Here is a 23883-nt window from a genome sequence, read left to right as displayed (position 1 = left end):
CAAAAAAAGAGATTGATAATGTTCCAATCTCTTTCAAAATTAATCCAATTCATGTAAGTGGTCTTGTATATACTTTCTTCTTTTATTTATATATTCATCGATCATATCAGCTTCTTGATCAAATGTTTCTAATTTTTCTTTCATATATGGATCTTGTAGTAAATATGGACGAATCGATTCACACAAACTTTCAACTTTCGGCATCATAAACGAAACGGTAAATTGTTCTTCTAGTATTTCTTCCAAAATACTTCGGTATTGCTTTCTAAATACAGGTATATCTAACAATCTTGCACTTAACGTGTTATAGCCTTGAATGCGAATATACTCATGATTAAGTGGTCTCCCTTGTACATCTCGACCCCAAGTTGCATCATAATCCCACGGTATCACTTCAAATAAATTTGTTTCATCGTTATGATATAGTGCATAGTTATGAACGAAACCATCAAAGTTTTGTGTGAAAATAACCCCAGCTAACCACCTTAAATATTTATCAACATTTAGAAACTTCCCAATTTCTTTTTCATAAGCTTCCCTCGACAAAGCGTTCGCTTGAAATACAAATTCACTCAGTTGTTCTTCACTATTTTTATTCGAGTATTTAAATTCATAACCCGCAAAGAGCTCGGTCTTAACATCTTTATCTCTCTCACTCATTAAAGAAAAATTCGCATCATCATCTATTGCATAATAAATAGAACCACTTGGTAATCCTCTATTTTTCAAAAAGTTTTCATCAACTGATTCTAACTGTAAATATACACCTTGAATTTGACCATTAATTTTTATAAATACATGTTGTGATTTTGGCGAAAGTACACCAATATCATGAAAAAAGTCTAAAGATAATTTGTTTCGTATGAGAGACGGATCCATAAACTCAGAATTTAAATGAATTTCTTTCGCACCTTGAAATTTTTTCGGTTTATAAAACATAACATGATAAGACTTTTTCTCAAATTCACGAATATGAGCCCCTCGGTATACGATATCAATGTCATACTTCTTTTTTCCATAAGTTAATTTTGCTGGCACTGGATTGTCTGACCAAATTTCTTTTTTCAATTCCACTAGGTTCATTGGATGAATAAAAAAATCATATGAAGGTAGCATATTTTCTCATCCCTTCTCAGTTCTCTTCATTCAATGTATGCACCTTGCCTTGTCCATACATCCGCTATCATCTATTTATATAAAATTACACTCTTGTCCTGTTCAGAAAGACTTCATCTCTCATATCATGTTAAGGAAAAAGAATACCTTTTCACTTTAATACATGATAAGGAGGATTTCTATGAAACGTGATATTAGAAAAGCTGTTGAAGAAATCAAAAGTGCAGGGATGGAGGATTTCTTACACCAAGATCCAAGTACTTTTGAGTGCGATGATGATCATCATAAATGTACAACAGGGTGTAAATGTACAACAGGGCGTAGATGTACAACAGGGAATAAATGTCCAAGAACAAGATGTACTCGCGTGAAACATTGTACTTTCGTTACAAAATGTACTCATGTAAAAAAATGGACTTTCGTTACAAAATGTACTCGTGTACGCGTTCAAAAATGGACTTTTGTTACAAAAGTTACTCGTAGAAAAGAATGCGTTATAGTTACAAAACGTACTCGCGTGAAAAAATGCACTTTCGTTACAAAATGCGTTCGTTTTGAAAAGAAATGTTTCTGGACAAAACGATGTTTCTGTAAAAAATGTGTATTTTTCCCTCATAGCCATCATGGTTCTTGTGATGATTCGTGGGATCATGGTAAGGACTGTCACGATGACGGACACAAATGGAATGATTGCAAAGATAGCAGACACAAGTCTTCTTCTTGCAAGAATAAAAAATTCGATCACTTCTGGTATAAAAAACGTAATTGCTAGTTTTTATGCCTACAAAAAAAGGCCGTTTTGCGGCCTTTTTTACGTTTATCCCGCTTTAATGGGCAGTAAGACCCCCACCTCAAAATTCAGCGAAAGCAAAGAAGTTAGGTGGGGGATCAACTGCCCATAAAAGTCCGATTGGTTCAACTAATAATCAGTGGGGGATGAAGAAAACCCCCACTGATTAGAGTTTCACTTTATTGAAGTGACTTATATCTGCAAATTGCTTCACTGCACCTTTCCCTTCTTCAAATTCTATTATACTTAGACTAGCACTATGCATAAATGGATCATCCCATACATTTTCTATTTCAATACCCGCAAAATGTCCTACAAGTAGTTTTGCCGCTGCCGCATGAGAAACAATTAATATACTTTCTCCTTTATGCTTTTCTAAAAGAAGCTGTATCCCATCCATTACCCTTTTATGAACAGCCTCAAAATTTTCTCCCGATGTTGACTGGAAAAGATGTGGCTCATACCAAAACAACTGTATTTCCTCTGGGTATTGCCTTTCTATATCATCAATTGTCTGCCCTTCCCATATCCCCATGTTGATTTCATAGAAATGCTCATCCGCGATTATCGGTATATCACGATCGCCCTTTATTAACTCTGCAGTATGTAGGGTTCTTTCACTTGGACTACTATAGATCGCATGGATAGATAAATCTTTCATTCGGTCTCCTAATTGCTTTGCTTGTAACATACCATTTTCAGTTAAAGCAGAATTTTTCCGCCCTTGCATTCGTTTCGCTACATTCCATTCCGTCTCACCGTGCCTTGTTACATATACAGTTGTCTTCATTTCTCATTCCCCCTTACCATGTTGGCCGCAATTCCCACGGTTCTACTCGTCCTACAATCCATTCATCACATTTACTCTCAATTCCTTTTATTACCCCATCCGATATTTCTTCATGAGTAAGCCATCTCCCGTATGTATCTTCTAATATAAAACCTAATATTATTCTATGGTAGCTACATCGCGTACCACCTATTTTTTGTGCGGGTATACGCGACGCTTTACTACCTAAAATATGAAAAACATTGTATGTTTCAGACGACAAATCCACTTCTCTACAAATGAATGACAACGTATCCTTCGCACTTGCGTGGACCCATGCGACAACTAATGTTATTGGGCCATTCTGCACAATTGTGCTTTTAATAGCTAGCTTTACATCGTCATCATTATGATAATCTAACGGAAGACATGTGATACTTTCTGGCGCAGCACTCTCTCGCTTAACATTTTCTAATTTCACTTCATCTCGGCCAATAATAGAAACATGAAATCCTTGCTCACAAAGCCACATAGAAACTCTCTTTAGCATTCCTGTTCCACCAATTACTAGCGCATGCAACTTCTTCCCCCCTTAGTAAAATGTCATATGAGGTTTATCTTCCCTATAATAATTAAGTCGGTCTTGCAATGTCCCTGAATGAAACTCAAATTTGTGGCCGTCAGGATCAACAAAATATATAGACTTACAATCCCTTACATCCCGTTCTCTTCCTTGTAAAATATGAACATCGTTTCCTTCTAATCGTTGCAGTAGACGTTCAAAGTCTTTCTGTTCAACAGAAAACGCAATATGCGTATAAGATTGATGAATCTCATTTCTTGGAATATGTGTTTCTTCATTAAGTGCTATCCATACCCCACATATATGAAAATATGCAAGTTTTCTCCCTTTAACTAATAATTCTCCTTCTAGCACTTTTTCGTAAAATGTAATAGAGTGTTCTAAATTAGATACTGAAAAACAAAGATGATTGATTCCTTTTAACAAAAGTAGCTCCTCCTTAAACAAACGAAAAGATGAGCGAAAATTCACTCATCTTTTATTATACTATTTCTTTGTAATATATGCCCATTTATAACTGAAGTCCCCACCAAACGTATGATTCGCAATACCTTTTACGTATGGTTTCTCTAAGTAAGCCGTACTTTGTTGGTACGTAGGAGAAATGGCAGCATCTTGACCAATTAAGATTTTTTCAGCTTCTGCAAGAGCATTCCAGCGTGCTTTATCATCTTTTAATAGCTCTCCTTTTGATTTCGCTACTAAATCATCATACTTCGGGTTAGAATAATCCATTTCATTAAATGAACTTCCAGTAACAAACATATCAATATAAGTCATTGGATCTGGATAGTCCGGACTCCATGCTGATAATGAGAATTCATATTCAAATTTCTTTTCTAACTCTAACTTCTGCTTATATGGTTGTTGTTTCAAATTCACTTTAATACCAGGTAGATTCTTCTCTAACTCTTCTTTAATAAAGTCGCCCACTTTTTTACGGCTACCGTTATCATCATTTAGAAATTCTACTGTAATTGTATCTTGGCCAAGTTCTTTCTTCGCTTCTTCCCATAATTTTTTTGCTTTTTCTGCATTGTCTTTACTATCACGGAAATTTTTATTTACAGAACGGAAATCTTTCCCATCTGGTCCTGTCGTAAATTTTTCAGGTACTAAGAAATATGCTGGTAATGATCCGTCATTTAAAATAACATTTGCAATTCCTTTTTTATCATATGCCAGATCAATCGCTTCACGAACTTTTTGATTTTTAAACGTTGCATTTTTCTGGTTAAAGCGCAAGAAATACATACGTGGATCTAACTTCGTTTTAAATTCGTCTGGCTTATTCTTTTTATATTTATCAACAAATTCAGAACTTAAAATAACACGGTCCGCTTGATCACTATCATATAAATTTACTCCCGTGCTCGTTTCCTTCACAATATTTACATTAATTTCTTCTAACTTCACAGTATCTTTATCCCAATAATTAGGGTTTTTCTTTAACTGATAACTTCTTTCATGTTTCCATTCACTCATCGTAAATGGTCCATTGTATAATAGTTTATCTGCTTCTAATGCATATTTATCCCCTTGTTCTTTCACATATTTTTCGTTTAAAGGGAAAAATGTTGGGAATGAAGTAAGCTCAAGGAAATATGGTGCAGGTTGCTCTAATTCTACTACTAACGTTTTATCATCCTTCGCTTTCACTCCTAATTGATCTAACGGTAATTCTCCTTTATTTACTTTCTGTGCATTTTTTACATCAAATAAAATAAATGCATACTCAGCAGCCGTAGCTTTATCTAATGCACGTTGCCATGCATATACAAAATCTTGTGCTCGAACCGAATCACCATTAGACCACTTTGCGTCTCGTAATTCAAATGTATATGTCTTTTTATCCTCACTAACCTTCACATCTTTTGCCATACCTGGAGTTGGTTTATTATCCTTATCTAAACGATATAACCCTTCCATTGCATTTACAAAGGCACGGAATGATACAGAGTCTGTCGATTTTGATGTATCCATTGAAGGAATTTCTGCTGTTTCTAGTAAGTTTAATACTTGCTTCTCTGCTGCCCCCTTACCTGCTTCTTTCTTCGTTGTAGATGCCTTCTCCCCATTTCCGCAACCAGCAACTAATACACTAGTCGATAATGCAACTGCAGCAATCGTTATTACCTTTCTCTTCATTCTTCCTTCCCCCAATCTATATGTATAAATGAAAGCCAGTATAATATATATTATTATACAAAAGATTCAGATTATTTCAAATATTATTTTTGTACAGTAAAAAAAGAAGCTGATAGAAAACTCTTCTATCCACTTCTTTTTCTATTTCTTTTACTTGTAATCCATCCTCTATATCAAATGGGTTTTGAACTTTAAATATTTCGTCCATTATCTTTAAAAATTCTTCCTCATTTTTAGATTCGCCGTTAATCGTAAGTGAGTACGGCTCAATTTCACCCAATTTATAATCAACAACAAATTGGATTTCCACCTTCTTCCTTGGCATATCAGGACTAACCCCTTGGAATTCTACTAATTCTAATCCTTCCGTTCCACGATAATATACCCAACCTGGATTTCTAAAGTAACTTTCAAATGATTCACCAATAGAAAAGAACGGATATTCATAAAGCGAGCTTGTACGAACTTTTTGAATAATATCTCGATCAGTCGGGAAAAAGAAATGGCTGAAAAAGATACTAGCAACCGCTAAAATCGTAACGATTGTTGCTCCCATTTTACTCGTTCCACCACTATCACGGATGAGATAATTTTCAACCGATTCATCTTGAATTTCTCGTGCTTTTATTCGATATATACGCCTTTCTGCAAATTGATAATATAATCCATTCGCAAAAATCGCCATTCCAAATAAAATAAAAACGAGTAATAGAAACGTAAGAGGCACCATATTAATGATTGGTAATGCTACGTTGAAGCCCATATAATAAGAAAACGCATCACATGCTACTAATAACAGTAAAAATAATGCTGCAGGTACATAATACTTACGATATCCAAGCCAACCCACATTGAAAATAGCAGCCCAACCATTCCAGCTCCACCTAGCAATCCGCTTATCCTCAAGTTCCCATTTCCTTTTGTAATACCGATATTGTCTACCTACATATACTTCTAATTCCTTGTCTATTAGCGAGCATCCTTCACCTTGTTCAGTATGCAAAGTCCGCTGGCAACTTTCACAATTCAACTGATCTCCCTCGCAAAGTTGCCCACAATTTATACATTTCAAAACAATCCCTCTTCCCATCCATACGTCATTTCAAAATACCTTCGTGTTTTAATAACCACTCTTTCCTCCATAAACCGCCCGCATACCCAACAAGCTTCCCGCTCTTTCCTATTACACGATGACACGGAACGATAATTGAAATTGGATTACGACTATTTGCTCCTCCTATCGCTCGTACAGCTTTCGTATTTCCGACCTTCTCTGCAATATCTAAATATGAAGTACTTACGCCATAAGGTATAGTATAGAGCGCATCCCATACATTTTTTTGAAATGCTGTTCCCTCAGCAGACAGCGGGACCGTAAACTCTTTTCTTTTCCCCTTAAAATATTCATCTAGCTCATTTATACATTGATCTATCATTTCATTTTTATGTTCTTCTTGTCTCTCATCAACAAATATAACAGACGTAATTCCTTTATCGTTCGCTGTAATTTCCAGCAAGCCTAATTCACTTTCATAATAAGCCTGGTACATATGTCATCCTCCAATTCAATTCATATTAATTATTGTAACATGAATAGACAAAATTTTTCGTATAAGCGTTTTATTAGGGAAACAAAAACAAGAATGATACAATGTAAGAAAATTCAATCTAGGAGGCTATTGGATGAATTCTGAACTTTTTTCACCTTATACAATTAAGGACGTTACATTAAAAAACCGTATCGTTATGTCACCTATGTGCATGTATTCATCAGAAAACGAGGATGGCCAAGTAACTAATTTCCATCACGTTCATTACGGAACAAGAGCTGCTGGTCAAGTTGGTTTAGTTATGATCGAAGCAACGGCCGTGTTACCTGAAGGAAGAATTTCTAATAAAGACCTAGGTATATGGGATGATAGCTTAATTGAAGGCTTACATAAAACGACAACTTTTATACATGATAACGGCGCAAAAGCCGCCATTCAACTTGCTCACGCCGGAAGAAAAGCTGAATTAGAAACGGATGCTCTCGCTCCATCCGCAATTCCGTTTAATGAAACTATGAAAACCCCAGTAGAAATGAGTATACAGCAAATAAAAAAGACCATATTAGCTTTTCAAGAGGCTGCAATACGATCCAAACAAGCTGGATTTGATGTTATTGAAATACACGGCGCTCACGGTTATCTTATTAATGAATTTCTTTCTCCACTTTCTAATAAACGGACTGATGAATATGGAGGTTCACCTGAAAATCGCTATCGTTTCTTACGTGAAATCATTGACTCAATAAATGAAGTTTGGAACGGACCGTTATTTGTTCGTATTTCAGCAAACGATTTTCATCCTGACGGTTTAACGGTTCAAGATTACGTTCCATATACAAACTGGATGAAAGAACAAGGAGTAGATTTAATTGATTGTAGTTCTGGAGCTGTTGTTCCGGCACACATCGATGTATATCCCGGGTATCAAGTGCAATATGCTAAACATATTAAAGAACATGCTAACATTGCAACTGGAGCTGTTGGTTTGATTACGACTGGAGTACAGGCAGAACAAATTTTAAATAATAACGAAGCAGATTTAATTTTTATCGGACGTGAGTTACTTCGCAATCCTTACTTCCCAAGAATAGCCGCCAATGAACTTAGCTTTGAGTTAGAAGAACCGTATCAATACAAACGAGCACCGGGGAAAATCCATACGAATAAATAAAACCGAGAATAATATGTACTACTGAATCTAGAAGAATAAAAAGTATACTATAAGATAACGTATGTTATTTCATAATATCGTTTTAAGGTGGATCAACATTTTGTTTGATACACCTATTTTTTTATGTATTTATCTCCCGTTCTGAATATGCGACAGGGTCAAAAATCGAATTCCACAATCGTGATTACGAAAAAAAACAATTTCTCAGATTACATGAGAAATTGTTTTTTGATATAGTAGTATTCTACATATTAATTCGTTTGTTTCGTTTATAACTCCAACAATTTTAAGTATCATTTACAAATAAGAACGATGCGCTGGCCATGAACCTTGAAGCTTGCGAAGTTGTACAATTTGTCCTGTATGATAAGCATCGTGCAAAAGGATGTTCATATATTGTTGCCAAATTGGTAAAGAAGGAGTTAATTGATTTAGTTCTGCTTCTTGAAGGGATATTAATGCAGATTGTAAAGCATCATGCACTTGAATTGTTCGCAACACTGTTTGTTGCCAAGCCCCCTCATCATTACGTCCACCTTGGACAAACGTTTCATCATTATTTTGTGGTGCAACAAATGTTTCATCTTCGTGTAAGCGGGCAAGTAGGCGTTCTTTAAAAATAAGTAAATGGTTTACATTTTCCCAAATTGTATTACTAGCCTTTCCTTCTGGTTGCCAACACGCTTGTGTAGCGGTAAGATCCTTTAACGCGTCTGATATAGGTGGATACCATGCTTCTTCGTAAAAAACTTGCTTAATTCCATTTTGCAACATTTCTTTTTTACTCATTCGTATAGCCTCCTTTTGCAAATCCCAAAAAAATACGGAGTAGTACCTATAGGACTTTTATATCTTCGGAACCCAATTCCCTTCAGATTTTACTCAAACAGATATAAAAAACAGATTATTTCCAAATAGAAAGTATATTCTATTTGATTTATTGGCATTACAAACAATGGATATATGATAGTAGTATATTTTCAAATGAAGTGAAACATTCTTATAACACGAAATCATCCGTTAGTATAATACGACTCTAAAAATAGCATTGCAATAAACGAGGTCACTTGTCGTACAAGATCAAGAGTGTTGGAGACGTATAAAGTGAAACTTTAATCCGCGGGGATTTTGCTGTCCACAAATAGCGGGATAAAAATGCGATTTGCATAATAAATTATCGTAAAAAAGGAGTGGGCTCCCCACTCCTTTTTTACTTTCTTATAATTGCTAAACTACATGTATTTACTATTCATTCAAGATTCAAACTTGATTTTTAATACATGCCATTTTTCTCGTTTTTTATTCTATCGTTGTAATTTCATTTGAGTTATAAATATAAATACCCGTTTCTTCTCGCAATGCAGTGATATACATCCCTTTCGCCACATCTTTCGCTGAAATTGGTTTATACTTTTTGAAAGCCCCTTTAAATATAAAAGGAATGATACGAGATAACTTTTCAGCCATTCGTTCACCGAAACGAAATTCTTGTCGGTTTCCTACTAATAACGATGGCCTAAAAATGTGAATACCACCAATGACTAACTTTTGTAATTCCTCTTCCATTCTCCCTTTAACTTGCGAATAAAAGAAGAACGATTTAGGTTTTGCTCCCATTGAGGACACAACAAGGAAATTTTGTACCCCTTGTTTTTCAGCTAAACAAGCAGCTCGTAACGTATATTCATAATCTACCTTTTTGAAATTTGCCTTTGTTTTTGCTTTTTTGATTGTTGTTCCTAGACAACTAAATACGTCATCTACAGCAAAAAACTCTTTATATTCCTCTAACACCGAAAAGTCTATTTGTTTTTGCTGTAACTTTTCATGTTGCCATTGCATTGGTTCCCTTACAAAAATAGTAACCGAATCGTAGTAATCTGATTCAAGTAATAGACGCGTTATTTCTTGTCCAACTAAACCACTTGCACCAAGTACTAACGCTGTTCGCTTATTCATATATGCATATACCTCTTATTTTACTTTTCTCTCCTTCAGTAAAATACAACTTTTAGGAGTTTCCTTCTCTCATTTTACCACAAGTAAAGCACTATGCGTACGCATAGTGCTTTACTCACTCTTTTTTCTCATCTTTCTCTCGCAATTTTGTTACTGTTGATGCATCTCCTAAATTACTTATTAATCTTCTTAAAAAAATTAAGACTAAGGCTAATGGTAATACTACCGCTAATATCAATAAAATAGCTTCCATTAAGTAACCCAAACACTCATCCCCCTCTACACCCTCCTTTCAAATATATGAACGTAGCGTTGTCACATATGCATGCATTCCTAAAAATAATACATCTAAATTTGACAACTTTATAACAAAAACAAATCGGAATGATTATTATTTATTGCAACTTTATAAAAGATGTATTATACTAAGTTCGCAAACTAAAACGTAATTATTCCGTTTTGTATTAAAATGATATTTTTCTTCTATAATTGGGGAAAATATATCCGTAAAAAAAAGAAAAGAGGAGAACTTCATGCCTAAAAGATTGACTATATTTTCATTCTTACTTATTTTCACTTTAATTTTTACTGGCTGCTCAAATAAAAAAGAAGGTAATGCCAAGAAAGACGGAAAGCTAACTGTTTATACTACTATTTTTCCTCTTGCAGATTTTGCAAAAAAAATTGGTGGCGACTATGTAACTGTTGAAGCAATTTACCCACCTGGTGCAGATTCACATACATTTGAACCAAGTCAAAAACAAACAGTACAAGTTGCAAAAGCCGATTTATTCGTTTATAACGGCGCTGAATTAGAACCATTTGCTGAAAAAATGGAAAAAGCATTACAAAAAGAAAATGTTAAAATTGTAAATGCATCAAAAGGTATTGAACTGCGTACTTCTACTGAAGAAGAGCATCATGATCACGGAGACGGCCATAAAGAGGATGAACATCATCACGATAAAGACCCACACATTTGGTTAGACCCTACTCTAGCAATGAAACAGGCAGAAAAAATTAAAAATGCACTTGTAGAATTACAGCCCGATCATAAACAAGAGTTCGAAAAAAATTTCGCAGCACTGCAAACAAAATTTACTGATTTAGATGATCAATTTAAAGCAGCTGTTTCGAATGCAAAAACGAAAGACATTTTAGTTTCTCATGCGGCTTATGGATACTGGGAACAACGCTATGGCCTGAAACAAATTGCTATCGCTGGTATTTCAGCTTCTGATGAACCATCTCAAAAACAGCTTGCTGACATTACAAAAACAGTAAAAGAACATAATCTACAATATATATTATTTGAAACATTCTCTACACCAAAGGTAGCGTCCGTAATTCAAAAAGAGACGGGTACAAAAATTTTACGCTTAAATCATCTTGCTACTATTTCTGAAGATGATGCGAAGAGCAATAAAGATTACTTCACTTTAATGGAAGAAAACGTAAATACATTGAAAGAAGCTACTAACTAATCAACTTTTTATAAGAAGAGGCTGTCTCAAAAGGTCTTTAAACAAGACCTTTTGGAGACAGTTTTTTATTTTCGCTTTAGATTGAGCTGTTGTTGTCCATTTCCGTAAATTATGGGCAACACAAATAAAACCCCATTCCAGTCGATTTTTGGAAAGGCCTCTTAAGGAAAAACGTTGGAAGAAGCAATTGTATTTAATATGACCGAATACGGGTTCTACCTCTATTTTTCGTTTTGCATATAATTCTTTACCTTCTTTTGTACGTAAGCGCTCTCATACTTTTTTTCGCTGTTTTTGATTTTTGACAGAGACGCTGATAGATTTTGTTTCGTTTCCTTATATTTTATTGGATCTCTTCCATGCTATTACTGTAATAAGGTATTGTATACCAAATAGGAAAGCGAAAAGTATAATAAATCTTGCTATTACTGCTAACCATCCAACGAAATCTTCAGGTAAATTATATTTGTATGTGGTAGCACCTATTGCTACAAAACACAAAATAAAGGTATCACTCATTTTTTCTTTTAATTTTTCTTTTAATTGCTCTTTATTATTAATATCTGTTTCATAAACACCAGTTAGAATAGATTTAATAAAGAAGAAAATCATATAACAAATTATAATGGCTAATGAAGCAATCCATTCTAGGAATGGGCGGTGTAGATATGCTCCCCTTATAATAACATCAATAAAAGCTAAAATTAGGACAACAATTCCAGATTGAGCCCAAATTTTCATTTCGATTTGTTGAATTCTTTCATCTGAGTGTGTACTGAGTGAAAACCATTTTTTTAGTTTTTCCATTTTAGAGTTCCTCCCAAAATAATTTATCTAAACTCTTATCTAATGTTTTAGCTATATGTATACAAAGTTTTAAAGAAGGGTTAAACTTATTACTTTCAATATGACTACTGTTTTTTCGCGTAGCGTTTACAATATCGGTAAACTCCAGTTGAATTAGACTTTTTTAACTCTTGCAATTTTCTCTTTACTTATAGACTTTAAATACGTCTCATTAGTAAATGATAACTTCATATTATAAATCTTATATACTATATATTAAATTATTAATTAAATAAATGAAATATATATTTTACATTAAGACATATATATATTACTAATCTCTTTATTTTTGTATCTAAAACTATCCTACAAATATAAGATTTAGAATTTTTTTTATGTAGACGCCTTTTTCTTTTAGTTATTTTCGTATCCCAAATGTAACCCCAAGGGATTTATGTATCCGAGTTTTGGTGTGCTTTATATTAGATATGTATAATTACATAATCATTCCTTATATAACGATATTGAAATTTACATTTTTAACCTGTAAAATACAGGATGTTAAATAAATACCTAAGGGGTTGTTAATATGAAAAAATTTATGGGCATGTTAGCTATGTGTTTTGCACTTACACTAGCATTTTTACCAACTATTTCAAAGGCGGATTCTTCTCCACTACGAAGTGTTAGCATTAGTGCTGTAGGCGATAATAACAAAATGTATAGTGCAAGTTCTTACTTAACTATTCCTGTTCTTAAAGGCGATTACCTTTATGTGAAAGTTAGTGAAGTAGGTACACCAGATTCATATTCTGAGGCTTTGACTGTTAATGGTGTTAGATATGCGGGGAGTTCTTTAGACGAAGTCAGTTCTTATACTGGTCCATTCGGATCTGAAAAAACATTTAGATTACGTATTAAGGATTCTTACATCTTCTCGAACACACCAAATTCAACAAACACTATAGCTTTTGAAGCTAGAGTTCCTTTCTCAATGCAAGTATTATCTAAAAGCATATCGGTTCATGTAGAATAATTTATAACATTATCATTAATAAAAAATACATCCCTATAAGGATGTATTTTTTATTAATAGAAACATAATCTGAACTTACCTTTATAGAAAAAGCGGCATCATAAAAATGGTGAACTTAATATTGTTCAAAGTTACTTATACTTATCTCCCAATTAATTGTGCAATCTAACCTTTTTATCAACTAAGGAATAGAATCTAAAAAAAGAAAATCGTCATCAGTTTTTTCACCCATATATTTATGAGGAGCCTTACCATTCGCGATAAACTCTTCAATTTTAATACAGTTCTTTTAATTGTACACTATACGTTTAAACATATAGTATACAAATTGTTACACTTACTTGTCTTCACCACTTGTTTGCATGGAATTAAACGTCCAATTTAATTTCAATGCATCTCCTTGAAATACATTTTGGTCTTCACCGCTATCTACAAATGTGAACATTACATAAAATGTATCATCATCACCAGGAGCAAGTCCATTTCCTTCTCGATCTACAATACCTTTCTTTACAAGGTCAGGAATACTTCCATTTTGCGTAGCTACCTTTAATTCAGATAATGTAGTAGACCATACTGGAACTTCATTTTTATCCAAATTCCACAAGAAATCCACACGGATATGATCACCAAAATCAGCATTTCCATTATCCCCTTTCGCATCGATTACACTGTAATCTGTCAGGAGTTTCACATCTCCTATTGCTAAGGTTCCTTTGTTAACTAATTGAAAACCGCGCTCCATTTCATCACCTGGTTTCAGATTGTCGACATTAATAACAACTTCAGGATTTACACTCAAATCTAAAGTACCCACTGCAAACGTGTTTTGTGATACTTCCTTATCACTAAAATACGCATATGTTCCCCCGCCAATTAAAGATAAGCCAAGCGCTGCAGTTATAACACCCATACCAAGTTTTTTCTTCATACTCATTTTACAAGTCCCCCTATTTTTAAAGTTCAAACTACAAACCTAATTTCCATCCCACAAACAATACTAATTAAGCAACTAGCTTGTCCCATAACGAAAGTGAATTTACTTTAAACTAGTTACTTCATGTACCCCAACGACTATTACTTTTTAAATAACCGGTAATGTTCCTGTAAATCATTACCGGTTATTTGTTAGCCAATCTCATTTCATTTACTATTCATTGTCTGATTGCTTTATTTTCTCTAGAAGTTTGCCCACTTATTTTTTTGGTTCTAAACCAATAGAGCGTAAGATTTTATCTAACGTCACTGGCCCTACATTTTCTTTCGGTTTCTGATTTCCTTTGGCATCTGGACCCTTTTTCAAGAAGTTTTTCTCAATAAAACGAATATCTGTTTCATCTACAACACCATCTTGATTTATATCTCCATCTTTTACAGATACTTTTCCTTTTCCATATGACAGAGCTGCTATTCTAGCATCTTGAATATCCACCATTTTATCGCCGTTTACATCACCTGCAAGGTTATCATCCATGTCAGCTCTAAAGTTTTGTCCCACTAATTCTCCATCCTGCATTTTTCCTATTTTTGTTGTTAATTTACTATTTAAATGACCTGGCATTTCTACAAAAATATCATATTCTTTATCGCTTACTGGAACACTATGAATTTCAAATTGTCCGTTATCACTAATCGTTCCTGTATATTTCTTTCCATCCTTGCCAACTGCGTACACTTTTGCTCCTAGCTTTGTATAGTCTTTCTTACCTAAATACCCCTCTTCATTCAAGAAAGCTTCCGGGCCAATATAACCTGTAACCGTTGAATGTTTCGAAACAATAGCAAAAGATTTATCTTTAAACACAGGAATCTCATTGCCTTCTGTTGCACCAACTTTTGTATAAGAGAACTTATCTACTCCAAATGCAGTTAAATCATTAAAGTATTCATCGCTCGTCATCTCGAATGTAACATCTAAAAATGGTGTATCTCCATCTAATCCTTTAAATTCTTTTCCTTCCAATGACGCGCCAACTTTCACCTTGTTTTCCCAAGCTCCTTCTTCACTTACCTTCGGATCTTCTAATTTAAGGTTCAATCCATGTTGTTTTACATATTCCGTAAGTGCTGGATTTGGTTTCACATCTGTAAATTTAAAGAGCTGCTTGTAATAAGGAATTTCAAATGTACCTGACATAAGCTGTTTTACATTATTGAGATTCAAAGTTAACGTAATTTTTTCACCTAATTTGATTTTATCTTTGTCATAACTTGGAACAGCGTATTCTGTCCCTTCTTTTACAAAGACATAATCTTTATATCCAGTTGCCATATTCCCTGCAGTGGCAAGGTCATATCCAAATAATCTTAAATTTAACGGCTCATTTATTTCCTCTGGAAGTACTCCAAATTTAAAATCACCATTTGCTTGAATTGTATTCAACCAACCTGATGGGAAGGCTGAGTTTTGATAATATACAATTTGATTCGCTTTTTGATCGTACTGCAAGCCTTTTGCTTTTAATGTATCTACTGTAGAATCATAAATATTACCATGCACCCATAATGCTCGTTGGCCGTCTTCTTCTTTAAACATAGAATCATTTACTTCGTGTATACCAGGTTGTACATCCTTAAATTTTATTTCCGGTATAACATTATCAATGATAATGCTATCGCCTTTTGTATACGATTTTCCTTCCTTATCATATCCAACGAAGTTCAATTCGTAATCTCCATCAGGCAACATAACAGGTTTATCCCCAATTGGATAAGCTGGATCTCCTGTAAATGGAAGTACATACCCTCCCATACCAGAAAACATCATATATTCAACATTCGGTGTTAGACTACTTGCATCAAGTGTACCAACGACTCCTAATGCCTTCCCTGTTTTTCGGTCCTTCACAACTGCATCAATAGTTTCAAGAGGACTATTTACTTTAAATGTCAAAGGCGAACTTGGTCTCTCCATAAATGGATGGAATTTAGATGCATCTGTTGCCATTGCATCTCTCAGTAAATCTACAGACGCAATCCCTTTTTCTGTGAATTTAACTGCAAATGGTACTTGATATACTTCTTTTTCATTGTTTTTATTTGAAATATGAATATATCCCTCATATCTACCAAATTCAGCGTTTTCTGGAATGATAATTTCAGGGCTAATTTCCTCTGATGTACCAGGAGCTACTTTAATAGAATCTGGTACATTTAGCTTCACACTATTCTTCGCTGCATCTTGCACCCCTACACTTGTAGGTGAAAATTCTACCTCTAATTTAAATTCTTTCCCTTCTGTTTTACTGCTGTTCTTAATTAAGACTTTTCGACTATCTTTAATAGGCCCATTTTCAATTTGATTTTTATACCCAAACGCAATAGAACCTGTTTTTTCTTCAATTTCTACTTCTTCATCATCTACAACGTTTGATGTTTTATCGATAACCTCGATAGATGTATCTGCATGAACTGCACGATATGCATCAATTCGTCCAGAGCCCACCTCAAATACAGAACGCTCTTCTTTTAAGTCAACTGCGGTATTCATAAGTGCTTCTTTTACTTCAAATGGACTATAGTTTGGATGTTCTTGTAAAATAAGTGCCGCTACCCCTGCAGTATGAGGAGTTGCCATAGATGTACCTGACATACGTCCATACGCTACCGGATAATTTTCTCCATCCTTTGGATCATTAATATATTCAGGAACAGTTGAGAAAATAGCCACACCTGGTGCTACAATATCCGGCTTAATATCATCTGTTTTAGTTGCAGGACCGCGGGAGCTGAAATCTGCTAAGTGATCTCCCTCTGTTTTTATATTACTAAGTTCTCCAAACGCTAACGACACATCTCCTTGTACAGCTTTTGCTTGTAATTTCTCACCATCTACTTTTGTTAAGCGGAACGATGGAATAGATGAAGTACTTTCCCCAAGATAACTTGTAATTTCCCCATCTACATTGTTGTATACAATTACCGCCTTCGCGCCTGCTCCCTTAGCATTTTTAATTTTTTCATCAAATGTAATCTCACCGCGTTGGATAAGAGCTAACTTCCCTTTCACATCTTTCCCTGTAAAATCACCTGATTTCCCAAGCCCTGCATATACAACCGATAAGGATTGACCTTTCAAATCTTCAATCTTATCAGTAAAGCTTTTTCCAAGTAGCATCATCTTATCTACATGTATATCACCTGCATCGGCGGAAAACGTTGGAATATTCATTGCAGCGTCACTGGCTCCAACTGTAATGGGAAGTGCCGCTGCACTAGGTGATCCTATAGTACCTTCTTCCGGACCACTATTACCAGCTGCTACTACCGTAACAACACCTGCTAACATTGCATTGTTCACTGCGACAGAAGTAGGATATAAAGGATCATTAATAGATGCTCCTAGTGATAAATTGATAACATCCATATCGTCTTTCACTGCTTTATCAATCGCAGCAAGAATACCACTTGTTTGTCCACTTCCATACGGACCTAATACGCGATATGAATATAAATCTACATCTGGAGCAACACCCTTCACTGCATAATCCACACTATTCTGCTTGTCTGCAGCAATTGTCCCAGCTACATGCGTACCATGGGATGTATAATATGCACTTCCATCATAAATCTCAGGGTATCCTCCAGAATTTTGCCAATCCTTATACGTTGTCTCCATTGGATCGGCATCATTATTCACAAAGTCCCATCCTTTTATTGAGTTCGGATCTATTTTGCTTGGATCCTCACCTTGTTTTGCACGATATCCCTTATATGCATCTTTCAAATCCGGGTGGTTGTAATCAATACCTGTGTCCAGTACACCTACCTTAATTCCTTTACCTGTTATTTTTTCATCATGCAGCTTGTCCACACCAATTTGCGGTACACTATCTGCCATTTTCGGTTCAACAGCAGTCTTAGCTGTGTCTTTCGGCAAATCAATTTTAACCTCATGATCTTCCCATACGCGCTTAACGATACCAGTACGAACTAAGTCTTCAATCATATTCGCTGGTAAAGAAATCGCTACACCATTAAAAGCATTCTTATATTCTCTTGTTATTTTTGCAGATTTTACATTTGTCCCTTTCTCTTTATTCTTTTGAAGCTGTTCAAGCTCTGCTTTAAACCCTTTATGTGATGCCTCTACCTTTTGTTCCGCATTTGAAAGAGCTACCTTTTTCCCTTTAGCTGCTTGTTTTAATACCTCAATTTTGCTAGGTGCTTGCTTAAATTCTATAATCACATTCACATTATTAGGACTTGCTGTATTAATACCTGGCGAAATAACAAAACCTGGTTTTGTATCTAACGTTTTTAAGGCATTACGTTGTTCCTTGGTAAGACCTTTCAAGATAGCATTTGCATCATCAATTCCAGTTAAAGTAGATGTATTTACCTCTTCTGCTAATACGTTATATGGAATTCCTTGAGACAATAACATTCCAACTGTTAACGTTCCAATAAGAATCTTTCCAAATTTCCCTCGTTTCATATTGCATCTCCCCATTATTCATATTATTTTTTGAAACCAATTGATTCTTACATTCCTACTTAGCATTGGAAACTCTATCAATCTTAATCTTTTGTATCATGAAAGATTTCCAACACTACTACCATCCCCATACCTCATATAGCTACTCACTCACTTTACTCTTTCTATAGGAGCCCCCCATCATCTATTTTCAATAAAAGATTTTCACAAAATGAATTATTAACAAGATTAAAATGTAATTCTATTTTCATTATTCCACATTTAGATTATTCTGAAAATTGAACAAAAGGAGTATCTTTTCTCTAAGGATTCTATGCCTACATAGTACAAAAGAACTATCTTGTCCTTTATTCTTTGTGCTACAGAATAAAGCGACACGATAGTTCTTTGATAGATTTCTTATTTAATCTAGCGGAACCAATTGATTTCGAACTGCATAAATCACTGCTTGCGATCGACTTTTCACATTTAACTTTTTAAAAATTTTATTGATGTGTATTTTAACTGTTTTATCACTAATATATAAAACTTCAGCAATTTCTTTATTACTAAGTCCTTTTACTAGTTCAAAGAGAATTTCCTTTTCACGTTCCGTCAGTTCATTTTCATTTGATTCTACTTTCATTTTTTGCTGATGATATGTAATTAATTTTTTAGTCATACGCGGATGAATAACTGAATCGCCTCGATATAACATTCGAATTGCTGCTACTACCTGCTCTGATGAGGAATCCTTCAATAAATAACCATCAGCACCGGCCTGGAGTGCATCCATTAAATACTCATCATGTTCATACATTGTAAACACAAGTACTCGGCAACTCGGATAATTTTTTTTCACTAACTCTGTAGCTTCAATCCCATTTTTCCCTGGAAGATTAATATCCATCAAAATACAATCTGGTCGGCATTCTTCTACTTTTCCCAATACTCCATCCCCAGAGCTAGCTTCTCCAACCACTTTCATATCAGATTCATCCTCTAGTATGCTCCGAATTGCATCCCGTAAAAAAGCATGATCATCTACTACTAATATTTTAATCATTTTACGCACCCCTTGTTTGTGAATCTGGAATTAACAGTGTAATTTCTGTCCCTTTTCCTACAGAACTATCAATCTGTAAAGTAGCCCCTAATTGGTCAGCTTGTTCATTCATATGTAATATACCATAATGTGGCTCATTCTTTGTTTTAACCATAGACTCAAATAGTGAAAAGCCAACTCCATTATCCTTAACCCTTAAGAGAACGTGTTCACTTTGATAACTGAGTAAAACATCTGCCTTATTTGCTTGTGCATGTTTTACAATGTTTTGCAAACTCTCTTGTAATGTATCAAATATAACTCTTTCTTTTGAAAAACTAAGCGCACGTGCATGACCTCTTTCATGATAGGTAATGTCTAGTTCATATTCTTGTTTTAAAGATTTTATTTTACTTGCTATTGCCTGCTTAAGGCCTAATTGTTGTGTCGGATATGGTTTTAAAGCATAAATAGAATAGCGAACTTCTCCTAGGCTTCCTCTTAAATCTTTTATGCTTTTCTCTACTACTTGCTGCATATCAATTGGTTTATCACGGTATTTTTTCTGCGCGGATTCTAGTTGGTATATCACCCCGGCTAATGTTTGCGCAATACCATCGTGAATTTCACGGGCGATTCTATTTCTTTCTTCTAAGATCATTCTTTTTTCCTGTTCAGAAATCAATATCCTTGTTTTAACTACGTTAGCTAATTGGTTAGAAAATGTAGCTAACGACTGTACATCTTCCGGAAAGAAACCCGCATTTCTACTTTTCCCTGCAACAAACATTCCGACTAATTCATCATTTACTATAAGAGGAAAATATACAAGTGAGCGTATGACACTATCAAATATTTCATCTTCAGGAGCCGTACCAATTTTCCAATCATTAAATACAAGATTTTTAGAAAGTTCCTCAAACGCCCCATACTTTTCTGAATCATCAGAAATATGAGAGCGGACTTTTCCATCTTTTAATAGAATATTCCAGTTCCCATCATCTTTTGTCCATATTACATATGCTTGTATGCCAAAAAACCCTTTAAGTGCTTGTTTAATATGTTTCAAGTTTCCTCCGGTTAATCCTCGACTAATTTCGGTCGTAATAAGAAATAACTCATATAATCGTTCCTTCTCCATCCTTATCCGTACAGAAAAAGAACTAATAACGGAAGTTGCAACAAGTGGAAAAAAGAAAAACAGTACTGTAATCTCGTTTACTTCCACACTATATGTACTAATTAATACGTGCATCAGTGCCGCATAAGAGAAACCAAAAGTTTCGCAAAGAAATACCGTTACGGTTTTTTTATACCACTGATAGATTGAATATGGCTGCGGAAGAAGTATCATTAACAAATCGTAAAAGCGGTTGTTGAAAAAACAAAAAAACACGCAAAATAATAACAACGATATTAAATTTTCATACAGAACTGACATATCGAACTTATTAATGAATAAGGACATACATTTGTTTGAAAACCATTCGGCCAAGATCAAACTAAGTGCATGCTGAGTACTATTAAATAACATCCTTTGTATCGGTGAACGACGATGCAGGTGAATAATTAGCGTTACGAATACAATAGCAATAATAGTTATATGAATTCCAAACTGCCAACTCATAGCGTAAATGATCGGAAAGGTAAGCGAACTAGTTCCTCTCCAAAATCTTACAGGAAAATACTCTGCAATCCCCATAAATAGTAACAACAATATTAGTATTGTTGGATGAGAAGGGATTTTAATTTCAAGTAAAGATATAGTTATAGTAACCAAACCAAGAAAAGAAATAAAATAAAGATAAAAACTAGCAATCTTTTCTCTCATAAAGATAGAATTTACATCTTTCAAAACAACCCCTTCTTTCTTTATAAAAACTTCATTTTCTCTATTATCCAATAAAAAACCGGCACTGGCAAAATGGAAGGACATCCACTAGCCAATCACCGGCTGTGTACTGCATCTAAAAATGCAAGACACAATACTAGTATATATCAGTTTGTAAAGTTTACCCATTAGTCAAATGGTGTAATTGTACATACTTTTAGACTTAGGACTACTAGTACAAAAGATGTATACGGGATTTAAATTAAATACATTTTTATTTCTTCCCACTCAAAATCATTGCATTTCCTAATACTTTTTTGTTCAATAAAATCCTTGGTAGCTTCATTTCTTCAGCAAGCTTGTAGCCATTAGCTTCAGATACATCATACTCTTTTAAAATATTTAAGAGTTCTTTTTTCTCCCCAAACATTTTTTCATCCATAAACAAATCTAAGAAGACAAATTCACCGCCAGGCTTTAGTACTCTTAATGCTTCCTTAATTACTTCCATATTGCATCCATCATAAATCCCATTCCTGCATCTACAGAACCAGCTCCATCTTTATCCTTTCAAGATGGAGCATCATAGAAACGTAGATTGTCTACTGTGCTTTTCTTATCGAGTAGCAACAGATACTTCTGAAAGGTATGGACTAAATCGTAGTAGGTGTTATATTCACAGCTGTAATTTTACAAGTTGAAATAGCAAACCTAACGGTTGTAGTTGGATTTATAGGTAATGTACCTAACACTATACCAAGACCTGTTTGTTCCACAATAAAATCTGCTGCAATAGAACCATTACTTGCTAAAAGACTTACTGTAGATCCTATAAACGCATCCAGTAATTGTCTAATTGGTCGTTCACGACATTCACACTCGCATCCTACATCGGCAGGTGGAAGTAATGTTATAGCTGGTCCTGGTGGTAAAAAACCTACCCCTGTTACATCAGAAATATTGACCACATAGGTTGTGCTTCCATCTGTAACTGTAACTAAAAAATCATTTACGGAAGTTATAGTAAATAGAAAGAAGAGTGGGGGCGTGTTAGGTGTTGCCAAGAATCACAGTCTCTCCAATAAGTTGTTGTAAGACGCTTTGCATTGGTAAAACACAGCAATCACAAAGACAACCTTCAGCTCCTCCTGTTGGACCTGTGGGGCCGGTTGGTAAAGTAAATGGTGGGATTGGTGGGAGTGTAGGACCAATTAAATTTGGGTTTAATACATTAGCTTGAAGTATCCCATTTGTTTTTTGTATTTCATTTTTATTAAACACTTTACTACCTCTTATGAGTGTACTAGGCTGTATTTATAACAGTTATCTTACATATACATAAACTTCATTTATCGTAATATAATATGTTTCCTCTATACTTTTGTGCACCTTAAATTGTAGTGAACCGCTCCTATTTAACATCCCATAAATTGTAAATCCCTCACCTACCAGCTACATCTTTGTTCTGCCGAAATGGAGCATCATAGAAACACATATTATTAAATCCAGATATTAATAATGATTTAATGAGTATATCGTAAAAGTGTTAGCAAGTTCGTTTGCAAACTTGTTAGCACTTTTTTATATTCCCTGCAATACATACACCCTTACAAAAACATCATATTTAGCCGCTAACTCTTCTAATTTCTTTTCTCTATATTTTGTCACTGAAAAAAATGAATGATTAGCATCTTCCCGTTATATTTCTGTTTATATATTTTGATGAACTCTTCGTACTTTAATAATTTCTCATCATTTATTTTCATTTTTTGTGAGCGATCTACCTCAACTGCGTGAAGTCCCCCCTCTTCATCCCGAAACTTCATATCTGGGACAATCTTCTTTTTCTCTCCATTCTTTTTATAACGTATATCAATTTCAATTTGCCAATCGTCCGGACAAAATAAATGTAACCATGCATCATTACGTAATATTGCATGCGCAAGCTTTCCTTTCGAAACACCTTTACCGTCGTCACCAAACATGGCATGCCCTTCTTTATTGAGATAGTACACATACTCTTTCCCTTGCATCGTCTTACTTACGTATAATTGCAAATCGTTCATAATCCTGTTTGCATTTCGAATGCCCCCCATATTATGCACACTCATCAAATGTCTTCTCGTTGCAAACTACAGCTTTCTAATCGTCGCAAGTATCGCCATCTGACTGTTGATTTTCATGTGACTCTGAATGTTC

At 34.6% G+C, this 23883-nt stretch carries 19 protein-coding genes and 5 pseudogenes; 4 read left to right on the top strand and 20 right to left on the bottom strand.

The genetic code is table 11. From position 1 onward, the window contains the following. Positions 1–39: 39 nt before the first annotated feature. Positions 40–1116 carry a spore coat protein CotH gene (gene cotH / locus J0835_RS10180; protein ID WP_087980885.1) on the bottom strand — a complete coding sequence of 359 codons (1077 nt, stop codon included), beginning with the start codon at positions 1114–1116 and terminating at the stop codon, positions 40–42. 181 nt (positions 1117–1297) lie between these two features. Between cotH and exsB the strand changes: the two genes are divergently transcribed. Next, positions 1298–1888, top strand: a complete 591-nt coding sequence (gene exsB / locus J0835_RS10175) for an exosporium protein ExsB (protein ID WP_000817489.1) — start codon at positions 1298–1300, stop codon at positions 1886–1888. 184 nt (positions 1889–2072) lie between these two features. Here the strand turns inward: exsB and J0835_RS10170 are convergent, their stop codons facing one another. The 6 genes from J0835_RS10170 to J0835_RS10145 form a co-directional block, all read right to left on the bottom strand. Then, positions 2073–2696, bottom strand: a complete 624-nt coding sequence (locus tag J0835_RS10170) for a phosphoserine phosphatase 1 (RefSeq protein WP_087980884.1) — start codon at positions 2694–2696, stop codon at positions 2073–2075. A 13-nt stretch (positions 2697–2709) separates the two neighbouring features. Next, positions 2710–3255, bottom strand: coding sequence for a short-chain dehydrogenase (locus J0835_RS10165; RefSeq protein ID WP_087980883.1), 546 nt, complete (start codon positions 3253–3255; stop codon positions 2710–2712). A 12-nt stretch (positions 3256–3267) separates the two neighbouring features. Beyond that, positions 3268–3684, bottom strand: coding sequence for a FosBx1 family fosfomycin resistance bacillithiol transferase (gene fosB / locus J0835_RS10160; protein ID WP_087980882.1), 417 nt, complete (start codon positions 3682–3684; stop codon positions 3268–3270). Positions 3685–3744: 60 nt separating this feature from the next. Beyond that, positions 3745–5406: a peptide ABC transporter substrate-binding protein gene (locus tag J0835_RS10155; RefSeq protein WP_087980881.1), complete on the bottom strand. Its 1662-nt coding sequence runs from the start codon at positions 5404–5406 to the stop codon at positions 3745–3747. Positions 5407–5482: 76 nt separating this feature from the next. Continuing rightward, positions 5483–6496, bottom strand: a complete 1014-nt coding sequence (locus J0835_RS10150; protein WP_087980880.1) for a DUF2628 domain-containing protein — start codon at positions 6494–6496, stop codon at positions 5483–5485. A gap of 7 nt (positions 6497–6503) precedes the next feature. Next, positions 6504–6956: a methylated-DNA--[protein]-cysteine S-methyltransferase gene (locus tag J0835_RS10145; protein WP_087980879.1), complete on the bottom strand. Its 453-nt coding sequence runs from the start codon at positions 6954–6956 to the stop codon at positions 6504–6506. A gap of 133 nt (positions 6957–7089) precedes the next feature. On the opposite strand from J0835_RS10145, the gene namA reads away from it, so the two are divergent. After that, the gene (namA, locus tag J0835_RS10140; RefSeq protein ID WP_087980878.1) at positions 7090–8127 is read left to right on the top strand and encodes an NADPH dehydrogenase NamA; all 1038 of its coding nucleotides are present in this window, start codon (positions 7090–7092) and stop codon (positions 8125–8127) included. A 297-nt stretch (positions 8128–8424) separates the two neighbouring features. On the opposite strand, the gene J0835_RS10135 is transcribed toward namA, so the two are convergent. The 3 genes from J0835_RS10135 to J0835_RS10125 form a co-directional block, all read right to left on the bottom strand. Beyond that, entirely contained in the window at positions 8425–8916 is a 492-nt protein-coding gene (locus J0835_RS10135) for a DinB family protein (RefSeq protein WP_087980877.1), read from the bottom strand. Between the two features lie 510 nt (positions 8917–9426). Continuing rightward, positions 9427–10086, bottom strand: coding sequence for an oxidoreductase (locus tag J0835_RS10130; protein WP_001042750.1), 660 nt, complete (start codon positions 10084–10086; stop codon positions 9427–9429). A gap of 115 nt (positions 10087–10201) precedes the next feature. Further along, positions 10202–10351, bottom strand: a complete 150-nt coding sequence (locus tag J0835_RS10125) for a hypothetical protein (RefSeq protein ID WP_000540925.1) — start codon at positions 10349–10351, stop codon at positions 10202–10204. Positions 10352–10619: 268 nt separating this feature from the next. Between J0835_RS10125 and J0835_RS10120 the strand changes: the two genes are divergently transcribed. Then, positions 10620–11570, top strand: a complete 951-nt coding sequence (locus J0835_RS10120) for a metal ABC transporter substrate-binding protein (protein ID WP_087980876.1) — start codon at positions 10620–10622, stop codon at positions 11568–11570. On the opposite strand, the pseudogene J0835_RS10115 reads toward J0835_RS10120, so the two are convergent. From J0835_RS10115 to J0835_RS10105, 3 genes and pseudogenes are all read right to left on the bottom strand, one after another. Further along, positions 11571–11906, bottom strand: a pseudogene (locus J0835_RS10115) (transposase); the annotation flags it as partial. It lies immediately after the preceding gene. Next, positions 11907–12377 carry a DUF6773 family protein gene (locus tag J0835_RS10110; RefSeq protein WP_000413136.1) on the bottom strand — a complete coding sequence of 157 codons (471 nt, stop codon included), beginning with the start codon at positions 12375–12377 and terminating at the stop codon, positions 11907–11909. It abuts the pseudogene before it with no gap. 1 nt (position 12378) lies between these two features. Beyond that, positions 12379–12608, bottom strand: a pseudogene (locus J0835_RS10105) (helix-turn-helix transcriptional regulator). Positions 12609–12945: 337 nt separating this feature from the next. Here J0835_RS10105 and J0835_RS10100 point away from each other — a divergent pair. Next, positions 12946–13392, top strand: coding sequence for a hypothetical protein (locus J0835_RS10100; RefSeq protein ID WP_064475128.1), 447 nt, complete (start codon positions 12946–12948; stop codon positions 13390–13392). A gap of 337 nt (positions 13393–13729) precedes the next feature. Here the strand turns inward: J0835_RS10100 and J0835_RS10095 are convergent, their stop codons facing one another. From J0835_RS10095 to J0835_RS10065, 7 genes and pseudogenes are all read right to left on the bottom strand, one after another. Further along, positions 13730–14329 carry a TasA family protein gene (locus tag J0835_RS10095; protein ID WP_087980875.1) on the bottom strand — a complete coding sequence of 200 codons (600 nt, stop codon included), beginning with the start codon at positions 14327–14329 and terminating at the stop codon, positions 13730–13732. A gap of 258 nt (positions 14330–14587) precedes the next feature. Beyond that, positions 14588–18829, bottom strand: coding sequence for a S8 family serine peptidase (locus J0835_RS10090; protein WP_087980874.1), 4242 nt, complete (start codon positions 18827–18829; stop codon positions 14588–14590). A 403-nt stretch (positions 18830–19232) separates the two neighbouring features. Further along, positions 19233–19874 (bottom strand): response regulator, encoded by a 642-nt coding sequence (locus J0835_RS10085; RefSeq protein WP_048527415.1) that lies wholly within the window; start codon positions 19872–19874, stop codon positions 19233–19235. A gap of 1 nt (position 19875) precedes the next feature. Then, positions 19876–21708, bottom strand: a complete 1833-nt coding sequence (locus J0835_RS10080; RefSeq protein WP_087980986.1) for a GAF domain-containing sensor histidine kinase — start codon at positions 21706–21708, stop codon at positions 19876–19878. 250 nt (positions 21709–21958) lie between these two features. After that, a pseudogene (locus tag J0835_RS10075) lies at positions 21959–22192 on the bottom strand (class I SAM-dependent methyltransferase); the annotation flags it as partial. A gap of 145 nt (positions 22193–22337) precedes the next feature. After that, positions 22338–22965 (bottom strand): annotated as a pseudogene (locus tag J0835_RS10070) (exosporium leader peptide-containing protein). Positions 22966–23265: 300 nt separating this feature from the next. After that, positions 23266–23795, bottom strand: a pseudogene (locus J0835_RS10065) (replication-relaxation family protein). Positions 23796–23883 lie beyond the last annotated feature (88 nt).

This window comes from Bacillus cereus group sp. Sample62, assembly GCF_036851315.1.
GTDB classification, from domain to species: Bacteria; Bacillota; Bacilli; order Bacillales; family Bacillaceae_G; genus Bacillus_A; species Bacillus_A wiedmannii.
The sequence above is the reverse complement of the archived record's forward strand: the minus strand, read 5'-3'. Positions and strand labels throughout refer to the sequence as shown.

Coding starts and splice junctions, on each gene's coding strand:
- cotH (WP_087980885.1), bottom strand. CDS start 1,116: ATGCTACCTTCATATGATTTTTTTATTCATCCAATGAACCTAGTGGAA.
- exsB (WP_000817489.1), top strand. CDS start 1,298: ATGAAACGTGATATTAGAAAAGCTGTTGAAGAAATCAAAAGTGCAGGG.
- J0835_RS10170 (WP_087980884.1), bottom strand. CDS start 2,696: ATGAAGACAACTGTATATGTAACAAGGCACGGTGAGACGGAATGGAAT.
- J0835_RS10155 (WP_087980881.1), bottom strand. CDS start 5,406: ATGAAGAGAAAGGTAATAACGATTGCTGCAGTTGCATTATCGACTAGT.
- J0835_RS10150 (WP_087980880.1), bottom strand. CDS start 6,496: ATGGGAAGAGGGATTGTTTTGAAATGTATAAATTGTGGGCAACTTTGC.
- J0835_RS10145 (WP_087980879.1), bottom strand. CDS start 6,956: ATGTACCAGGCTTATTATGAAAGTGAATTAGGCTTGCTGGAAATTACA.
- namA (WP_087980878.1), top strand. CDS start 7,090: ATGAATTCTGAACTTTTTTCACCTTATACAATTAAGGACGTTACATTA.
- J0835_RS10135 (WP_087980877.1), bottom strand. CDS start 8,916: ATGAGTAAAAAAGAAATGTTGCAAAATGGAATTAAGCAAGTTTTTTAC.
- J0835_RS10130 (WP_001042750.1), bottom strand. CDS start 10,086: ATGAATAAGCGAACAGCGTTAGTACTTGGTGCAAGTGGTTTAGTTGGA.
- J0835_RS10120 (WP_087980876.1), top strand. CDS start 10,620: ATGCCTAAAAGATTGACTATATTTTCATTCTTACTTATTTTCACTTTA.
- J0835_RS10110 (WP_000413136.1), bottom strand. CDS start 12,377: ATGGAAAAACTAAAAAAATGGTTTTCACTCAGTACACACTCAGATGAA.
- J0835_RS10100 (WP_064475128.1), top strand. CDS start 12,946: ATGAAAAAATTTATGGGCATGTTAGCTATGTGTTTTGCACTTACACTA.
- J0835_RS10095 (WP_087980875.1), bottom strand. CDS start 14,329: ATGAGTATGAAGAAAAAACTTGGTATGGGTGTTATAACTGCAGCGCTT.
- J0835_RS10090 (WP_087980874.1), bottom strand. CDS start 18,829: ATGAAACGAGGGAAATTTGGAAAGATTCTTATTGGAACGTTAACAGTT.
- J0835_RS10085 (WP_048527415.1), bottom strand. CDS start 19,874: ATGATTAAAATATTAGTAGTAGATGATCATGCTTTTTTACGGGATGCA.